Origin of the sequence: Catellatospora sp. TT07R-123 (assembly GCF_018327705.1) — a bacterium.
Classification (GTDB): domain Bacteria; phylum Actinomycetota; class Actinomycetes; order Mycobacteriales; family Micromonosporaceae; genus Catellatospora.
Genome location: NZ_BNEM01000001.1, coordinates 3,939,656 through 3,955,258 on the forward strand (window position 1 = coordinate 3,939,656; position 15,603 = coordinate 3,955,258).

General features: G+C 69.9%; 14 protein-coding genes. 6 read left to right on the forward strand and 8 right to left on the reverse strand.

The window, feature by feature from the left end; translation table 11 throughout:
* Window positions 1–85: 85 nt before the first annotated feature.
* The 4 genes from Cs7R123_RS16835 to Cs7R123_RS16850 form a co-directional block, all read right to left on the reverse strand.
* The gene (locus Cs7R123_RS16835; RefSeq protein ID WP_212827617.1) at window positions 86–1,528 is read right to left on the reverse strand and encodes a M1 family metallopeptidase; all 1,443 of its coding nucleotides are present in this window, start codon (window positions 1,526–1,528) and stop codon (window positions 86–88) included.
* A gap of 129 nt (window positions 1,529–1,657) precedes the next feature.
* Window positions 1,658–2,332: a DUF4276 family protein gene (locus tag Cs7R123_RS16840; protein ID WP_212827619.1), complete on the reverse strand. Its 675-nt coding sequence runs from the start codon at window positions 2,330–2,332 to the stop codon at window positions 1,658–1,660.
* A gap of 9 nt (window positions 2,333–2,341) precedes the next feature.
* Complete coding sequence (locus Cs7R123_RS16845) at window positions 2,342–3,406, reverse strand: AAA family ATPase (RefSeq protein ID WP_212827621.1); 1,065 nt, start codon at window positions 3,404–3,406, stop codon at window positions 2,342–2,344.
* A gap of 173 nt (window positions 3,407–3,579) precedes the next feature.
* Window positions 3,580–4,728 (reverse strand): GuaB3 family IMP dehydrogenase-related protein, encoded by a 1,149-nt coding sequence (locus tag Cs7R123_RS16850; RefSeq protein WP_212827623.1) that lies wholly within the window; start codon window positions 4,726–4,728, stop codon window positions 3,580–3,582.
* 273 nt (window positions 4,729–5,001) lie between these two features.
* On the opposite strand from Cs7R123_RS16850, the gene Cs7R123_RS16855 reads away from it, so the two are divergent.
* Window positions 5,002–5,379, forward strand: a complete 378-nt coding sequence (locus Cs7R123_RS16855) for a DUF5319 domain-containing protein (RefSeq protein WP_212827625.1) — start codon at window positions 5,002–5,004, stop codon at window positions 5,377–5,379.
* 66 nt (window positions 5,380–5,445) lie between these two features.
* On the opposite strand, the gene Cs7R123_RS16860 is transcribed toward Cs7R123_RS16855, so the two are convergent.
* Window positions 5,446–6,216, reverse strand: a complete 771-nt coding sequence (locus Cs7R123_RS16860; RefSeq protein WP_244871874.1) for a response regulator transcription factor — start codon at window positions 6,214–6,216, stop codon at window positions 5,446–5,448.
* 201 nt (window positions 6,217–6,417) lie between these two features.
* Here Cs7R123_RS16860 and Cs7R123_RS16865 point away from each other — a divergent pair, with 201 nt between their 5' ends.
* Window positions 6,418–6,792 (forward strand): WhiB family transcriptional regulator, encoded by a 375-nt coding sequence (locus Cs7R123_RS16865; RefSeq protein WP_212827627.1) that lies wholly within the window; start codon window positions 6,418–6,420, stop codon window positions 6,790–6,792.
* Window positions 6,793–6,804: 12 nt separating this feature from the next.
* Here Cs7R123_RS16865 and Cs7R123_RS16870 read toward each other — a convergent pair whose 3' ends face one another.
* The 3 genes from Cs7R123_RS16870 to groES form a co-directional block, all read right to left on the reverse strand.
* Window positions 6,805–8,355: a molybdopterin-dependent oxidoreductase gene (locus tag Cs7R123_RS16870; RefSeq protein ID WP_374706992.1), complete on the reverse strand. Its 1,551-nt coding sequence runs from the start codon at window positions 8,353–8,355 to the stop codon at window positions 6,805–6,807.
* Between the two features lie 151 nt (window positions 8,356–8,506).
* Window positions 8,507–10,144: a chaperonin GroEL gene (groL, locus tag Cs7R123_RS16875; RefSeq protein ID WP_212827629.1), complete on the reverse strand. Its 1,638-nt coding sequence runs from the start codon at window positions 10,142–10,144 to the stop codon at window positions 8,507–8,509.
* A gap of 65 nt (window positions 10,145–10,209) precedes the next feature.
* Window positions 10,210–10,524: a co-chaperone GroES gene (gene groES, locus Cs7R123_RS16880; RefSeq protein WP_203692166.1), complete on the reverse strand. Its 315-nt coding sequence runs from the start codon at window positions 10,522–10,524 to the stop codon at window positions 10,210–10,212.
* A 283-nt stretch (window positions 10,525–10,807) separates the two neighbouring features.
* On the opposite strand from groES, the gene Cs7R123_RS16885 reads away from it, so the two are divergent.
* The 4 genes from Cs7R123_RS16885 (at window position 10,808) to Cs7R123_RS16900 (ending at window position 15,556) form a co-directional block, all read left to right on the forward strand.
* On the forward strand, window positions 10,808–11,656 hold the full coding sequence (locus tag Cs7R123_RS16885) for an SMP-30/gluconolactonase/LRE family protein (protein WP_212827631.1): 849 nt from the start codon (window positions 10,808–10,810) through the stop codon (window positions 11,654–11,656).
* 3 nt (window positions 11,657–11,659) lie between these two features.
* Window positions 11,660–12,820, forward strand: a complete 1,161-nt coding sequence (locus tag Cs7R123_RS16890) for a class I SAM-dependent methyltransferase (protein WP_212827632.1) — start codon at window positions 11,660–11,662, stop codon at window positions 12,818–12,820.
* 809 nt (window positions 12,821–13,629) lie between these two features.
* Window positions 13,630–14,109 carry a Cys-tRNA(Pro) deacylase gene (gene ybaK / locus Cs7R123_RS16895; RefSeq protein WP_212827634.1) on the forward strand — a complete coding sequence of 160 codons (480 nt, stop codon included), beginning with the start codon at window positions 13,630–13,632 and terminating at the stop codon, window positions 14,107–14,109.
* A 355-nt stretch (window positions 14,110–14,464) separates the two neighbouring features.
* Window positions 14,465–15,556 carry a sugar ABC transporter substrate-binding protein gene (locus Cs7R123_RS16900; protein ID WP_212827636.1) on the forward strand — a complete coding sequence of 364 codons (1,092 nt, stop codon included), beginning with the start codon at window positions 14,465–14,467 and terminating at the stop codon, window positions 15,554–15,556.
* Window positions 15,557–15,603 lie beyond the last annotated feature (47 nt).

The window sequence follows — 15,603 nt, forward strand, 5'->3', positions numbered from 1 at the left end:
CTCATCGTCGCCGCGATGAAGACGGCGGAGCCGACGCGTGCGTGTCCATGGCTCGCAACCGGACACGCACGCGCCCGTCCCAGGCTCAGCGCTCTGGGCGGGTGGGCTGGAAGAGCCAGGCGTCGAAGAAGGCGTGGAGGTCCTGGCCGCTGATGCGCTCGGCCAGGGCGATGAACTGCTCCGTGGTGACGTTGCGGTCCTTGTTCTCCGAGGTCCACGTCTTGAGGATGGTGAAGAACTTGTCGTCGCCGACCTGCTTGCGCAGGGCGTGCAGGGTCATGCCGCCGCGCTGGTAGACGCTGCCGGAGAACAGGTTGTCCTTGCCGGGCTCGCCGGGGGCGATCCGCCAGATCTGGTTGCCCTCGTCCTCGTACCGCCGGTCGAACTCGTCCTGGATCGTCGTCTCGCCGACGTGCTCGCCCCACATCCACTGCGCGTACGTCGCGAAGCCCTCGTTGAGCCAGATGTTGCGCCAGGTGTCGACCGAGACGCTGTCGCCGAACCACTGGTGGGCCAGCTCGTGCGCGACCACGACGGTGTTCGGGCCGCGGCCCCAGAACGCGTCGGAGTAGACCGGCCGGGTCTGGGTCTCCAGCGCGTAGCCGACCCGGTCGTCGTGGATGACGATGCCGCCGTACGCGTCGAACGGGTACGGCCCGAAGCTCTGCTCCAGGAAGTCGATGATCTCGGGGGTACGCGCCACCGCGGCGTCGACGTCTCCGCGCGGGATGCTGTTCGACACCGCGGTCAGCACCGGCTTGCCCTTGTGCTCGCTCTGCGCCACCCGGTACTTGCCGATCACGAACATGGACAGGTACGACGCCATCGGCGAGGTGACCTGCCAGTTCCACGTGGTCCAGCCGCCGTCGTCCTTCTTGCTCCGCAGCAGCCCGTTGCTCAGCGCCGACAGCCCGGCGGGCACCGTCAGCGCGATCGTGTACGTGGCCTTGTCGCGCGGGTGGTCGTTGACCGGGTACCAGGTGGTCGCCGACTCGGGCTCGCCGATGACGAAGGCGCCGTCGCTGGTGGACAGCAGGCCGGTGGCGCCCAGCTCGGGGCCGGTGATCGGGGTGGGGATGCCGCCGTAGGTGACCACGGTGACGAACTTCTGCCCGGCCGGGATCGACCCGGGCACCGAGATGATCAGCTCGTCCTGCTTGCGGGCCGTGGTGGCCGCCTTGCCGTCCACGGTCACCTGCTCGACGGTCAGCCCGTGCAGATCGAGGTGGTAGCGGGTCAGCACCGCGGTCGCGGTCGCGGTCACGGTCGCGACGCCGGTGAGCCGGTCGGTCGCGGGGTCGTACTTGACCTTCAGATCGTACGAGGCGACGTCGTAGCCGCTGTTGCCGTAGCCGGGGTAGTAGGGGTCACCGGCGCTGCCCAGGTCCGCGGCGGCCACCGGGACCGCCGACGGTTCGGGGAAACCGCCGCTCGGGCCGGTGAACAGCGGCTTCTTGCCCGCCGAGCACCCGCCCGCGAGCAGTACGGCCGCCGCTGCCGCGACCGCTGTCCAGCGCTGCCTCGTCATGAGCCCCTCCCAGTGTCACGACTTACCCAGACTCTATGACCTCCTGGCATCAGCCCAGGTTGTCACGCCAGCGATCGCCTCATGCGCGCTTGGACAGAAGTCGCGCCAATGTGCGGTAGACATGCGAGTTTAGGAGGGCTCAGGTGTCGTCAGAGTAGTGAGCCACTGGTCGAAATGAGGGCAGTCGGCACGGAGTGCCTCAACGGAATGCCCCCGAAGTGAAGCCGGACCGTCCGTGGTTTTCAAGTATTTGCGACGCAGATGGCGTTCGAACAAGCGCTCAAGGCGCTTCGATGGGGCCGTCTGCTGGCTTCCGTTGACCAACTCCGGGCCGCCCGCTTGATCAACCATGTTTTGAATCGCTACACGCAGGGCCAGCGGTTCGGCATGGGCACGCATGCTCGACAGAACCCAGGCCTCGATCTCGTGAAGGACCAAAAAGGGAACAAATCGACGATCCCCGATGGCCGCCGCCAGCTCGGTCTCGACGTACCGGACGGCACTGTAAGGGTCGCGCTGACGTGCTCGTTCCCGCATACCTGGCGCATCAGATGGAAATGCGTAGTAGTCGAAGATCGTCGTTACCCTGTCCAGTGTCGGATCTCGTAACAGGTGGCGGAGCATCGGCTCGATCCGGTTCCAGGAGCTGACTCCGCCCCGCCCGGCTGGAGCGGAGCCTTGGCGCCTGGTGATCAGGATGTTGTAGCTCGCCTGGATCTGCAGCCCTTCGAGGTATGGCAGCAACAGATCCCGCAAAACCAGCTCCTCGGTCTGACCCTCGATCAGCACATGGACGCGTCGCACTCGGGCAGCCTACGGGTTCTCTCGCATCGGTCTGCCACCGATGAGGTTCGACTGCCACAACTCGCCGAGGGTGTACTCCTCCAACCAACTGCTCAATTTGGCGGCCTCTGGCCGATGGAACACCGATGCGCCCCTCTCACGATCGACGACGACGACATCGGTCAACGCGAACTGCTCAAGAAGCGCAATCGACTGCGTAGCGATCACGACCTGCCGGTCATCGGGCAAACCGCGGATCAGGTCCACGAACTGTGCCACTGCGAAAGGATGCATGCCGAGTTCTGGCTCGTCCAGCACCACCAGCCGCGGCACCGCCGGATGAAGCAGCAGGGTAGCCAGGCAGACGAAACGCAATGTGCCGTCTGACATTTGGTGGACCCCATAGACAGCGTCGGAGCCCACCTCGCGCCACCGAAGCCTGATCAAATCGTTGCGCGTGTCCGGTTGCAGGACGAAATCCTGGAAGAATGGCGCCACCAGGCGGACAGCGTCAACGACACGGCCATACGCTGCCTTATCCAGCTGCCTCAAAGACCAGAGGACTGCCGCAAGATTACCCCCGTCGGGGCTGATCGCGAGATTGTCAGCAGTCGGCACAGGCATCCTCACCTGTGCGTCTCGGCCGGTGTTGTTGAAATGAAACACACGACAGCCTGCCAGCGCCTCGCGAAGCCACACGGAGCGGTCGTCGCTGAGTAGGGCGGTTGCCTCATGCGCATTGACCGGCAGCACGCTAGGCCCTTTCCGATCGACCAGCCGCTCATCCTCGATGACAAGGCGATCGTCGGCGGTCTTCCCGAAAGAAGCCCCATATGAGGTGGCGTCTGCGCGGGCCGTCAAGCTGGGCCGCTTCATGTCGCGTCGCGTGAGCGCTGATGCCCCACCACCGCTGGCGACAGCCTCACTGAACCTCCCTTCGGCAAGCCTGCTGAAGAGTTCCAGCACTCGCAGAAAGTTGCTCTTGCCAGCACCGTTAGCACCGATGAGCACGTTCAGGCGGGTCAGTGTGACCGTGGCCTGCCTGATTGAGGTGAACCCCGATACCGTCACCTCATCGATCAGCCTTCCGCCCACACCAACTCCGCTCCACGCCGCCACCGTTGCCCCGGTCATTTTGTATATACATTCTGACCGGAGCCCTCCGGTAAACCTCAAGGCAGGGGCGTGCTTCACACAAAGCAGGCGGTCCGCAGACTGAGCTACAGCAATACAAACTCGCTTTACAACAGCCGCACCCGCGCACAGCCTCAGCGGTCCAGCATCAGGCCGACCTTCTGGAACTCCTTCAGGTCGCGGTAGCCGCACTTGGCCATGGCGCGCTTGAGGCCGCCGAACAGGTTGAGCAGGCCGTCGGGGTCGGTGGCGGGCCCGAACAGCACCTCCTCCAGCGAGCCCATCGGCTCGCGGGTGAACCCGATCGAGCCGCGCGGCAGCTTCGGGTGGCTGGCCGACCCGTGCCACCACAGGCCGCCGCCGGGCGCACCCTCGGCCAGCGACAGCGGGGCGCCGAGCATGACCGCGTCGGCGCCGCAGCCCAGGGCCTTGGCGATGTCGCCGGAGGTGTGCAGGTCGCCGTCGGCGATGAGGTGGACGTACCGGCCGCCGGTCTCGTCGAGGTAGTCGCGGCGGGCCGCGGCCGCGTCGGCGATCGCGGTGGCCATCGGCACCCGGATGCCCAGCACGGTGTCCGTGGTGGACAGGTGGTCGGCGCCGATGCCGACGATGACGCCGGCCGCGCCGGTGCGCATCAGGTGCAGCGCGGTCTGGTAGTTCGTGCAGCCGCCGACGACGACCGGCAGGTCCAGGTCGGCGATGAACTCCTTGAGGTTCAGCGGCTCGTCCACGGTCGACACGTGCTCGGCCGACACGATGGTGCCCTGGATGAACAGCAGGTCCACCCCGGCGTCGAGGATGACCGGGGCGAGCGCCAGCGTGTGCTGCGGCGACACGCGTACGGCGACGGTGACGCCGCCGCCCGACTTCGCGGCCAGGTCGCGCATCTCCCGGACGCGCTCGGCGATCAGCTCCGGCTTGATCGGCTCGGCGGCGTAGAGCTGCTGGAGCCGGCCGGTCATGTTCTCGTCGTCGCCCTCGCCCGCGGCGTGCGCCAGCTCGGCGAGCAGCTTGCCGGGGTCCTCGTACCGGGTCCACAGGCCCTCGACGTTGAGGACGCCGAGGCCGCCGAGGCGGCCCAGCGCGACGGCGCCGGCCGGGCTCATGGTGGCGTCGGACGGGTGGGCCACGCACGGGATGGCGAAGCGGTACGCGTCGAGCTGCCAGTTCGTGGAGACGTCGTCCACGTCCCGGGTGCGACGTGTCGGCACGATGGCGATGTCATCGAGGTGGTAGCCGCGCTGCGCGGTCTTGCCCAGGCCGATCTCGACGATGTCTCGCACGGGTCTCTCCTCCGCGGTTCAGTTGAACAAACGCTACCGCGAGGCCGGTTCGCCGGGCACGAGCAGGACGGTCGTCGCCGGTGCGGCCTGGTGGAGTCTCGCGGGCAGGCCCCGTCGCCCCGACCGCCGACGCGAACCGGACGATCGCGCGACAACGGGACGACTGCATGCTACCCGCGCGCTGACCTGCGCCGGACGATCCCGGACAGGCTGTCGGGAAGCGGGCCTGTGTCTGCGCCCCCACTGCCGCGTGCGGGAGACTAACGTGAAGGGGTGCACGACGAGCCCATTGACCCGTTCCACGGCGATCCGGCCGACCCCACGGCGGGGCTGGAGGACCCCGAGGGCGACGCGTACGGCGAACTCTCGACGCAGGAACGCGCCGACCTCCTGGCCGATCTGGCCGAGCTGGAGGTCTACCAGGTGCTGCTGTCCCCCAAGGGCATCCGGGGTCTCGTCGTCGACTGCGAGGACTGCCGCGAGCCGCACTACTTCGACTGGGACCTGCTCCGCGGCAACCTGCGCCACCTGCTCGACTCCGGCCGCCCGCGGGTGCACGAGCCGGCCTACGACCCGGACCCCGATCACTACGTGACCTGGGAGTACGCGCGCGGCTACGCCGACGCCGTCGACGACATGGTCGAGGACTGAGATCTTCTCCACCCGCCGGCCGGGTTTAGGCGGGGCGGCGGCGGGTAGAGCGGCGGGGTGGTCCCCTCAGAACACCAGTCCGGCCCGGAATCCCGCCGCCACCGCGTGGGCGCGGTCACGCGCGCCCAGCTTGCGGAACAGCCGGCGGGCGTGGGTCTTGACGGTGTCCTCGGACACGAACAGGTCGCGGCCGATCTCGGCGTTGCTCTGGCCGTCGGCCATACCGCGCAGCACCTGGAGTTCGCGCTCGGTGAGGGTGACCGAGCGCGCCGGGCGGGCCGAGGGCACCATCTGCTCGGTGGCCAGGTCTCCACGCTGGGCGGGCACGACCGCGGCAGCGGGCACCCCCAACTGGCGGCCGGGGTAGGTCCCGGCCGTCGCGGGTCCGGCGGGCAGCGGTCTGACTCCGGTGCGCGCGGCGCCGGCCATCACCCCGGCGACAGCCGGGCGGATCGCCTCGGTGCGCGCCACGGGTCTGCTGACCAGCAGCAGCGCCTTGGCCGCGGTGCTGACCGGGTCAGGGTCGGTGCCACCGATGAGGCCGCGGGCCCCGGCCCGGATGGCCGCCTGCGCGGCGGCCGGTTCCTCCGGGCCGAACAGCACCAGCTGGGCATGCGGCACCGCCGCGAGCACCTTTCGGGTGAACCCGACGGTGTCGGGGCGGGTCAGCGCGGTGTCGGCGAGCACGATCCCGGCCGGGAACGTGGCCAACTGCGCTATCGCCTCGGTGGCACTGGTCGCGGTACGCACCCCGGCGGCTATCCCCAGCCGCTCGGCGCAGGTCGCGATCGTGGCCGCGGCCATGGTGGTGCGTACGCAAACGAGGACGGTCTGCACGGTGATCCCCCTCTCTCCTGCGAAGAAGACCACGAGACACCCAGATCATTACGCACTTTCCGGGGATTCCGTCGAAAACTCTGTCCAGCACTACCTGATCATCCACTCGATGACGACAAGTGGACGTACGAGGAGTAACGTGCTGACGTTGTCCCAAATCTCTTCGCTTGACCTCAAGCCTCCCATCCCCTAGGAGGTCAGATGGCCCACTTCCGCAGACTCCCCGGTCCGATAGCCGACGTTTGGGATTGGCAGCATCACGGCGCGTGCAGAGGGCGTGACAGCCTGCAATTCTTCCACCCTGATGGTGAGCGGGGCTCATCTAGGGGGCGCCGCGAGTCCGCCGCCAAGAAGGTGTGCGGCTCCTGTCCCGTGCGCGCCGAGTGCGCCGCGCACGCCCTCACCACCCGCGAGCCGTACGGCGTGTGGGGCGGTTTCACCGAACACGAGCGGCACCGCCTGTTGCAGATCGGCTGGCGCGACGTCGCCGACCGCTGCGGTGCCCGCGTCGACGTCGAGCGCCTCGAAGCACGGCTGGAGCCCGAGCTCTCGGCCGCGGTCGCGGCCGGCCGGTGACATCCGCAGCGCTCAGTGCACCTGCACGCTGATCGTGTGCCAGCCCTGGGCGCCGTCCGGGAACGGATCGGCGCGGTCCTCCGGCTGTAGCGCACCGGTCGCGTCGGCCGCCCGGACCGAGATGGTGTGGGTGCCGGGCGTCGCCTTCCACGGGATCGTCCACTGCCGCCAGGTGTCGGGTCCGACGGTTCCGGCCAGCGTGGCGGGCTCCCACGGACCCTCGTCCACGCGCACCTCGACCACGGAGACGCCCCGGTGCTGCGCCCAGGCCACCCCGCCGATCACGGTGTCGCCGGGGGAGACCGCGCCGAACGCCTTGGGGGTGTCGATCCGCGACTCCGTCTTGATCGGCCCCTGCGCCGCCCAGCCCTTGCGCACCCAGTACGCGTCGAAGTCGGCGAAGGAGCTCAGCTCCATCTCCGTGATCCACTTGCAGGCGCTGACGTAGCCGTACAGGCCGGGCACGACCATGCGGACCGGGAAGCCGTGCTCGACCGGCAGCGGCTCGCCGTTCATCGCGAACACCAGCAACGCGTCGCGGCCGTCGCGCAGCGCCGACGTGGGGGTGCCGCAGGTCCAGCCGTCGGCCGAGCGGCTGACCACCTGGTCGGCGCCGTCGAGCGGACCCGCCTCGTCGAGCAGGTCCTTGACCCGTACGCCCAGCCAGCGGGCATTGCCGACCAGGTCGCCGCCGACCTCGTTGGAGACGCAGGTCAGCGTGACGTACCGCTCGACGGTCGGCCGGGCCATCAGCTGCTGGAGGGTCAGCTCCATCGGCCGGGCCACCCGCCCGTGGATGCGCAGCCGCCACGAGTCCGGGTCGACCTGCGGCACCACCAGCGCGGTGTCGATGCGGTAGAAGGCCTCGTTGCTCGTGACGTACGGCGACAGCCCCGCCGCGGGCGGGTCCACGTTCGCGGGCAGGGCCGGGGCCGGGTTCTGCGGCGTCGGCAGGGTGAGCTGCGCCCGCGCCTCCTGCACCCCGCGCCGGGCCGACAGCGTACGGCCCAGGAATCCGGCCACCACGGCGCCGCCCGCGCCGAGCAGCGCGAACCGCAGGAACCGCCGCCGGGCGGCGTCGTCGGAGGGGTCGGCGCCGGTCACCTCGGCCGCGCGCAGCAGCCAGTGCAGCACCGCGATCGCGGCGGCCGAGCCGACGACGGTGGGCAGCAGCGCCAGCGGGCCCGCGTTGGGCCGGGTCACCGCCGCGGCCACCCCGAGCAGGGCGAACAGTCCGATCCCGGCGACACCCCAGCGGAAGTCGCGCCGCGCCAGCAGGCCCACCACGGCCGCGAAGGCGGCCAGCAGGAGCACGGTGCCGGTGAGCAGCGCGACCTTGTCGTTCGTCCCGAACAACTGGATCGCGACGTGCTTGACCGCCTCCGGGGTCGCGTCGACGACCGCCCCGCCCACCGCTATCAGCGGTGAGGTGCGCGGGCCGGTGAACACCGCCACCAGCTCCGCCACGCCCAGCGCCACCGCCGCCGACACCACACCCGCGGCCATCGCCCGTACCCGAGTCGTCACGACCACAGTCTGCTCGCCCCGGCGCCTGCCGACCATGACCGAACGCATTACCGATCGCTTACCGCCGCCCCGCCGAACGGCCGCAGGGGTTAGAAGTGAAGGGGGCAGAAATCAGGAAGGGCACCTTCTACCTCGCCATGCGATGAGAAGGTGCCCTTCTTTACCCCCGGCAGGGCCGGGAGCGGGGTCAGTGCGAGTGCCCACCCGGGCCGTGCGAGTGGCCGTGGCCGCCGTTGCCGGCGGGCTCGGCCCTGACCGGCTTCTCGACGATCAGGGACTCGGTGGTCAGCAGCAGGCTCGCGATCGACGCGGCGTTGATCGCCGCGTTGCGGGTCACCTTCACCGGGTCCACGATGCCGGACTTGGCCAGGTCGACGTACTCGCCCTTGGCCGCGTCGAGGCCGTGGCCCCAGTCGCTGGCCTGGACCTTCTGCACCACGACGTAGCCGTCGTGGCCGGCGTTCTGGGCGATCCAGCGCAGCGGCTCGACCAGCGCCTTGCGCACGATCGAGACACCGGTCTTCTCGTCGCCGGTCAGGCCGAGGTCGTCGTCGAGCACCGAGGTGATCTGGGCCAGCGCGGCACCGCCACCGGGGACGATGCCCTCCTCGATCGCGGCACGGGTCGCGGCGATCGCGTCTTCGATGCGGTGCTTGCGCTCCTTCATCTCGACCTCGGTCGCGGCGCCGACCTTGACGACGGCGATGCCGCCAGAGAGCTTGGCGAGACGCTCGCCCAGCTTCTCCTTGTCCCAGTCGGAGTCCGAGGCCTCGATCTCCTTGCGGATCTGCGCGACGCGGGCGTCGACCTCGCCCTGCTTGCCGACACCGTCGATGACGGTGGTGGTGTCCTTGGTGATCACCACGCGGCGGGCCTGGCCCAGCACCTCGATGCCGACGGCGTCGAGCTTGTAGCCCAGCTCCGGCGCGACCAGCTCGCCGCCGGTCAGGACCGCGAGGTCCTGCAGCATCGCCTTGCGGCGGTCGCCGAACCCGGGCGCCTTGACCGCGGCGACCTTGATGGTCTTGCGGATCGAGTTGACCACCAGGGTGCTCAGCGCCTGGCCGTCCACGTCCTCGGCGACGAGCAGCAGCGGCTTGCCGGTCTGCAGGACCTTCTCCAGCAGCGGCAGCAGCTCCTCGATCGAGGAGATCTTGCTGGTGGTGATGAGGATGTACGGGTCGTCCAGCACCGCCTCGCCCGACTCGGCGTCGGTGACGAAGTGGGGCGAGATGAAGCCCTTGTCGAACTGCATGCCCTCGGTGACTTCGAGCTCGGTGGTCATGGTCGAGCCCTCTTCGACGGTGATGACACCGTCGCGGCCGACCTTGTCCATCGCCTCGGCGATGAGCTCACCGATGGCGCGGTCCTGCGCGGAGATCGTGGCGACGTGCGCGATGTCAGACTTGTCCGCGATCGCGACGGCCTTGCCGAGCAGGGCGTCGCTGATCTTGGTGACCGCCTGGTCGATGCCGCGCTTGAGACCGGCCGGGTTGGCGCCGGCGGTCACGTTGCGCAGGCCCTCGCGCACCATCGCCTGGGCGAGCACGGTGGCGGTGGTGGTGCCGTCGCCGGCGACGTCGTTGGTCTTGGTCGCCACCTCCTTGACCAGCTGCGCGCCCAGGTTCTCGTACGGGCTGGACAGCTCGATCTCCTTGGCGATGGTCACGCCGTCGTTGGTGATCGTCGGCGGGCCGAACTTCTTGTCCAGCACCACGTTGCGGCCCTTCGGACCCAGCGTGACCTTGACCGCGTCGGCGAGCGTGTTGACCCCGTGCTCCAGCAGGTGGCGGGCGTCGTCAGAGAAGCTGAGGATCTTAGGCATCTAATCGTCTCCTTAACGTGACGATGCCCCGGCCCACCACATGGTGCGCCGGGGCATCGCTGAGATCACTTCTCGACGACCGCGAGGACGTCGCGGGCGGAGAGCAGCAGGTACTCCTCGCCGGCGTACTTGACCTCGGTGCCGCCGTACTTCGAGTAGATGACCTTGTCACCCACCTTGACGTCGACCGGGATGCGGTTGCCCTTGTCGTCGACGCGGCCGGGGCCGACAGCGAGGACGGTGCCCTCCTGCGGCTTCTCCTTGGCCGTGTCGGGGATCACGAGGCCCGACGCGGTGGTGGTCTCAGCCTCGTTCGCCTGGACCAGGATCCGGTCCTCGAGCGGCTTGATCGCAACCTTCGTCGCGGTAGTCACGAGCATACCCTCCTGGGGTATAGCCCGGGTCTCGCGGCACGAGACCCAGGTGTCTGTCTGCTGGTCAGATCACCGCCCGCCAGGTGGCGTCGTCGCGGGTGTCGCCACCGACCGGGCGGTCATGCATTAGCACTCTGGCAGCCAGGGTGCTAACTCGAACACTATGTCGCCGCTAGCACTCAGTCAAGGAGAGTGCTAGTCGCCACGTCGGCCAACTTACCCCGTCCCCTACGTGAACACCGGGGATATCGGGATCTCCGCACGTGCGCCGCCCGCGTAGGGTGCGGCCATGCACGCCGTTTACACCCTTCCCGGTGACGCCGTGTTCCCCGAGGGGATCACCACCGCGCCCGGCGGCACCTTCCATGTCGGCAGCAGCCGCGACGGCACCGTCTACCGCGGCAGCCTGGACCACCCCGAGACCGAGGTCTGGCTGCCCGCCGGATCCGACGGGCGCACCTGCGTGCTCGGCCTGACCGTGCACGCCGGCACCCGCCTGGTCGCCTGCGGCGGCGACACCGGCCACCTGTACGTCTACGACCTGCGGACCGCCGCGCTGGTCGCCCGGCGCACCGCCCCGGACGCCCTGCTCAACGACGTATGGATCGTCGGCGACACCGCGTACGTCACCGACTCGCGCACACCCGTCGTGTGGCGGCTGCCGCTGGGCGACAGCGACGCGACCACCGGCGAGCTGGAGGTGTTCGCCACGGTCGAGGGCGCGGGCACGCTGCCGTTCCTCAACGGGATCACCGCCACGCCCGACGGGAGCGCGCTGCTGGTCGCCGCGCAGGGCGACGACAGCCTGTGGCGGGTCGACCTGGCCACCGCCGAGGCGACCCGGGTCGAGGTGGGCGCGCCGTTCGGGCCCGACGGCATGCTGCTGCTCGGCGACGCCCTGTACGGCCTGGTCAACGAGGGCACCAGCCACGCCGACGTGGTGTTCTACCTGTCCGAGGTGTGCATCGCCGCGGACGGGCGGTCGGGAGTGGAGGTGCGGCGCTGGCGCGAGGACTGCTTCGACGCCCCGACCACGCTGGCGTACGCACACGACCGGCTGCTGCTGGTCAACTCGCAGATGCACAAGCCCGGGGCGGGGGCACCGTTCCAGGTGGTCACTGTCGCGCTGCCAGAATGAGGCGTGGATCTCGACCAGCTGGCGCTGCTGCGTACCGCCGAGGGTGAAGCGGCCCTGGCCGCCGCCGCCCAGTCGGCCGACACCGACTCGCTGGCCGCGGCCATGGCACTGCGCTCGCTCGGCTTCGCCCCCGAACTGGCCAACGCGGCGCTGACCCAGGTCGCGCTGCGGCGCCGGGCCGCGTCCAAGTTCGGCGCCGACGCCGCCCGGGTCTTCCTCACCCGGGCCGGGCTGGAGCAGGCCACCCGCGAGGTCGTCGCGGCGCGGCGGGCCGCGCGGCTGGCCGCGGCCGGGGTGCGGGCCCTGGCGGACCTCGGCTGCGGGCTCGGCGCCGACCTGCGGGCGGTGACGGCCGCGGGCATCCGGGCGTACGGCGTCGACGCCGACCCGGTCACCGCCGCCTGCGCCGCCCTCAACGCTCCCGACGCGACCGTGACCTGCGGTGACGCCCGCGACTTCGACCTGGGCACCGTGGACGCGGCGTTCTGCGACCCGGCCCGGCGCAGCGGCGGGCGGCGCGTGTTCCGGCCCGAGGACTACTCACCGCCGTGGGACTGGGTGGCCGCGCTGCCGCAGCGGGTGCCGTACACCGTGCTCAAGCTCGCCCCCGGCATCGACCAGGGGCTGCTGCCGCCCGGTGCCGAGCTGGAACTGGTCTCCGTCGACGGCGACGTGGTCGAGGCCGCCGCCTGGTGCGGGCCGCTGGCCCGGGTGCCGCGCCGGGCCACCGTGCTGCGCGACGGCACCGCCCACGAGCTGACCGGCAGCGGGGACGAGCTCGCGCCGGTGGGGGCCGTCGGCGCGTACGTCACCGACCCCGACGGCGCCGTGGTCCGCGCCCACCTGGTCGCCGAGTTCGCCGCCGCCCACGACGGCCGCCTGGCCGACCCGTCCATCGCGTACGTCTACACCGACACGCCCGTGACCTCCCCCTTCGGGCGCTGCTTCGCCATCGACGAGGCCATGCCGTTCTCCCTCAAGCGCCTGCGCGCCGCCCTGCGCGACCGCCAGGTCGGGCGCCTGGAGATCCTCAAGCGCGGCTCCGCCCTCGACGTCGAACAACTCCGCCGTGACCTGCGCCTGTCCGGCCCCAACCCCGCCTCCCTCCTCCTCACCCGCACCCCCACCGGCCCCCTAGCCCTCCTCACCCACCCCACCCCCTAACCCCACCCACCCCACCCCACCGCCCCGCACGCCGCCGCACGCCGCCGCCCGCCCGGCACCGCCGCCCCGCACCGCCCGTCACCGCCGCCCGGCACCGCCGGGTGCCACCGGATGCCACCCGGCACCAGCCGGTACCGCCCCGGCACCACCCGGTTGATCATGAACTTATGGACGTGTTCGACGGCGTGTCTCCACCCTGCGACCGTGATCACCGGTCCCCTGGCCGGCGACGGCGGCGAATGGCAGCCGGTTCCGACCGGAGGCCGCGATCGCCGGTGGATGATCGCGATCTGCGGTCAAGACCAGCGGTTCACGGCAGGGTTTCGACCGGAAACCGCGATCACCCACCAGACCCCGCACCGCAGACCGCGCACCGCGCACCGCAGACCGCGCGCCGTGCACCGCGCGCGGCGCACGGCGCACCGTAGGGAACGGCAGGCGGAGTGACAGGCGCGGCAGAAGGCGACGGGCGCGGTGGCTTTGACCGCAAGCGGCGATGGCCGGTGGATGATCGCCGTCTGCGGTCAGAACCGGCGGTTCACGGCAAGGATCGGGCCGGGAGTGGCGATCGCTGGTGGACGATCGCCGTCTGCGGTCAGAACCGGCGGTTCACGGCAAGGATCGGGCCGGGAGTGGCGATCGCTGGTGGACGATCGCCGTCTGCGGTCAGGACCGGCGGTTCATGGCGAGGGTTGGGCCGGAAACAGCGATCATCCGCTGGACCGCACGGCCGGGTGAAGGGAACCGGGCCGCGGGGCGGTGGCTGGTGGGCGGTGGGGCGGGGTAGGGGCGGCGTAGCATCGGCGATCGTGGGTGGTCAGGGGACTCCGGCGACAGCGCTGCTCGCCAAGCAGAAGGTGGCGCACACGCTGCACACGTACGACGTGTCGGCCGACTCCCCCAATTACGGCGCGCTGGTCGCCGAGGCGCTCGGCGCCGATCCGGCGCGGGTGTTCAAGACCCTGGTCACCGAGGTCGACGGCGCGCTGACGGTGGCCGTGGTGCCGGTGACCGGCGAGATCGATCTGAAGGCGCTCGCCTCGGCGGCCGGCGGCAAGCGGGCTGCGATGGCCGACCGCGATCTGGCCGAGAAGACCACCGGGTACGTCCGCGGCGGCATCAGCCCGCTCGGGCAGCGCAAGCGCCTGCCGACCGTGATCGACGAGTCGGCGCTGGCCGGCGAGACGATGTATGTTTCCGCAGGTAAGAGGGGTCTTCAGCTCCGGCTGGCCCCCACCGACCTGATCCGGCTGACCGCTGCGGTCCTCGCCCCCATCGCCCGTTCCTGACCTGATCCGCCCCCGTTCCCTCCGCCGTCCCGGCATCTGGACGATCTTGTCCTGACGCTGGGTGATTTGTCCTGCCTGGAAGCCTTTCGCAACCCCGGACGACGGTCCGGTTACGCGCACGTTGCTGAATTGTTATTGCCAACAACAAACCCGAGGCTTGCGCGAACACATTTGTTCGCCATACGTTGTCGCACACAACAAAAACCGTGTGACCGGCCTCACGCACTGCCGATACCTGGCGAACCGCACCCCGGATTCGCCACCGCGGCTCCCCCGGACCCCGGATCCGGGACGCCGCACCGCTCCGCAACCACCCCGTGTAACAACCCCTGAATCCGAGAGGATTTGAGCAACGATGCGCAAAGGGATCCTGGCTCTGGCCACGTCCGGCCTCCTGGCTGTGACCGGCCTCGCCGCCTGTGCCGAGGACAAGGGTGCCGACACCGGCGCCCCCAAGACGCCGAAGATCGGCGTCATCCTGCCCGACAGCAAGTCCTCGGCCCGCTGGGAGACCGCGGACCGCAAGTACCTCGAGGCGGCCTTCAAGGCTGCCGGCGTTCAGGCCGACATCCAGAACGCACAGGGCGACAAGACCCAGTTCCAGACCATCGCCGACCAGATGATCACCAACGGCGCGACCGTGCTGATGATCGTCAACCTGGACTCCGGCACCGGTAAGGCCGTCCTGGACAAGGCCAAGGCGCAGAACATCCCGACGATCGACTACGACCGCCTGACCCTGGGCGGCTCCGCGTCGTACTACGTCAGCTTCGACAACAAGGCTGTCGGCAAGCTGCAGGGCGACGGCCTGGTCAAGTGCCTGACCGACAGCGGCGCCAAGAACCCGGCGATCGCGCAGCTGAACGGCTCGCCGACCGACAACAACGCCACGCTGTTCAAGGCCGGCGCCGTCGGCGTGCTTCAGCCGAAGTACGACGCCAAGGAGTACAGCCTCGTCGCCGACCAGCCCGTGCCGGACTGGGACAACGCGCAGGCTGGCGTGATCTTCGAGCAGATGTTCACGCAGGCCAGTGGCAAGATCAACGGCGTGCTCGCCGCCAACGACGGCCTCGGCAACGCGGCCATCACCGTGCTGAAGAAGAACAAGGTCAACGGCAAGGTCCCGGTCACCGGCCAGGACGCCACCGTGCAGGGCCTGCAGAACATCCTCGCGGGCGACCAGTGCATGACCGTGTACAAGGCCGTCAAGCAGGAGGCCGACGCGGCCGCCGCGCTGGCGATCTCGCTGGCCAAGGGCGAGACCAAGAGCACCGACCAGACCACCAAGGACACCGAGTCCGGCCGTGACGTCCCGTCGGTGCTGCTGGTTCCGCAGGCGATCTTCTTCAACAACGTCAAGGACGTCGTCACCGACGGCTACGTGACCAAGGCAGAGCTGTGCACCGCCGACTTCGCGGCCAAGTGCACCGAGGCCGGCATCAGCTGACCTCCCGGCTGCCGACGTGGTCCCCGGACGCCACCTCCACGGTGTCC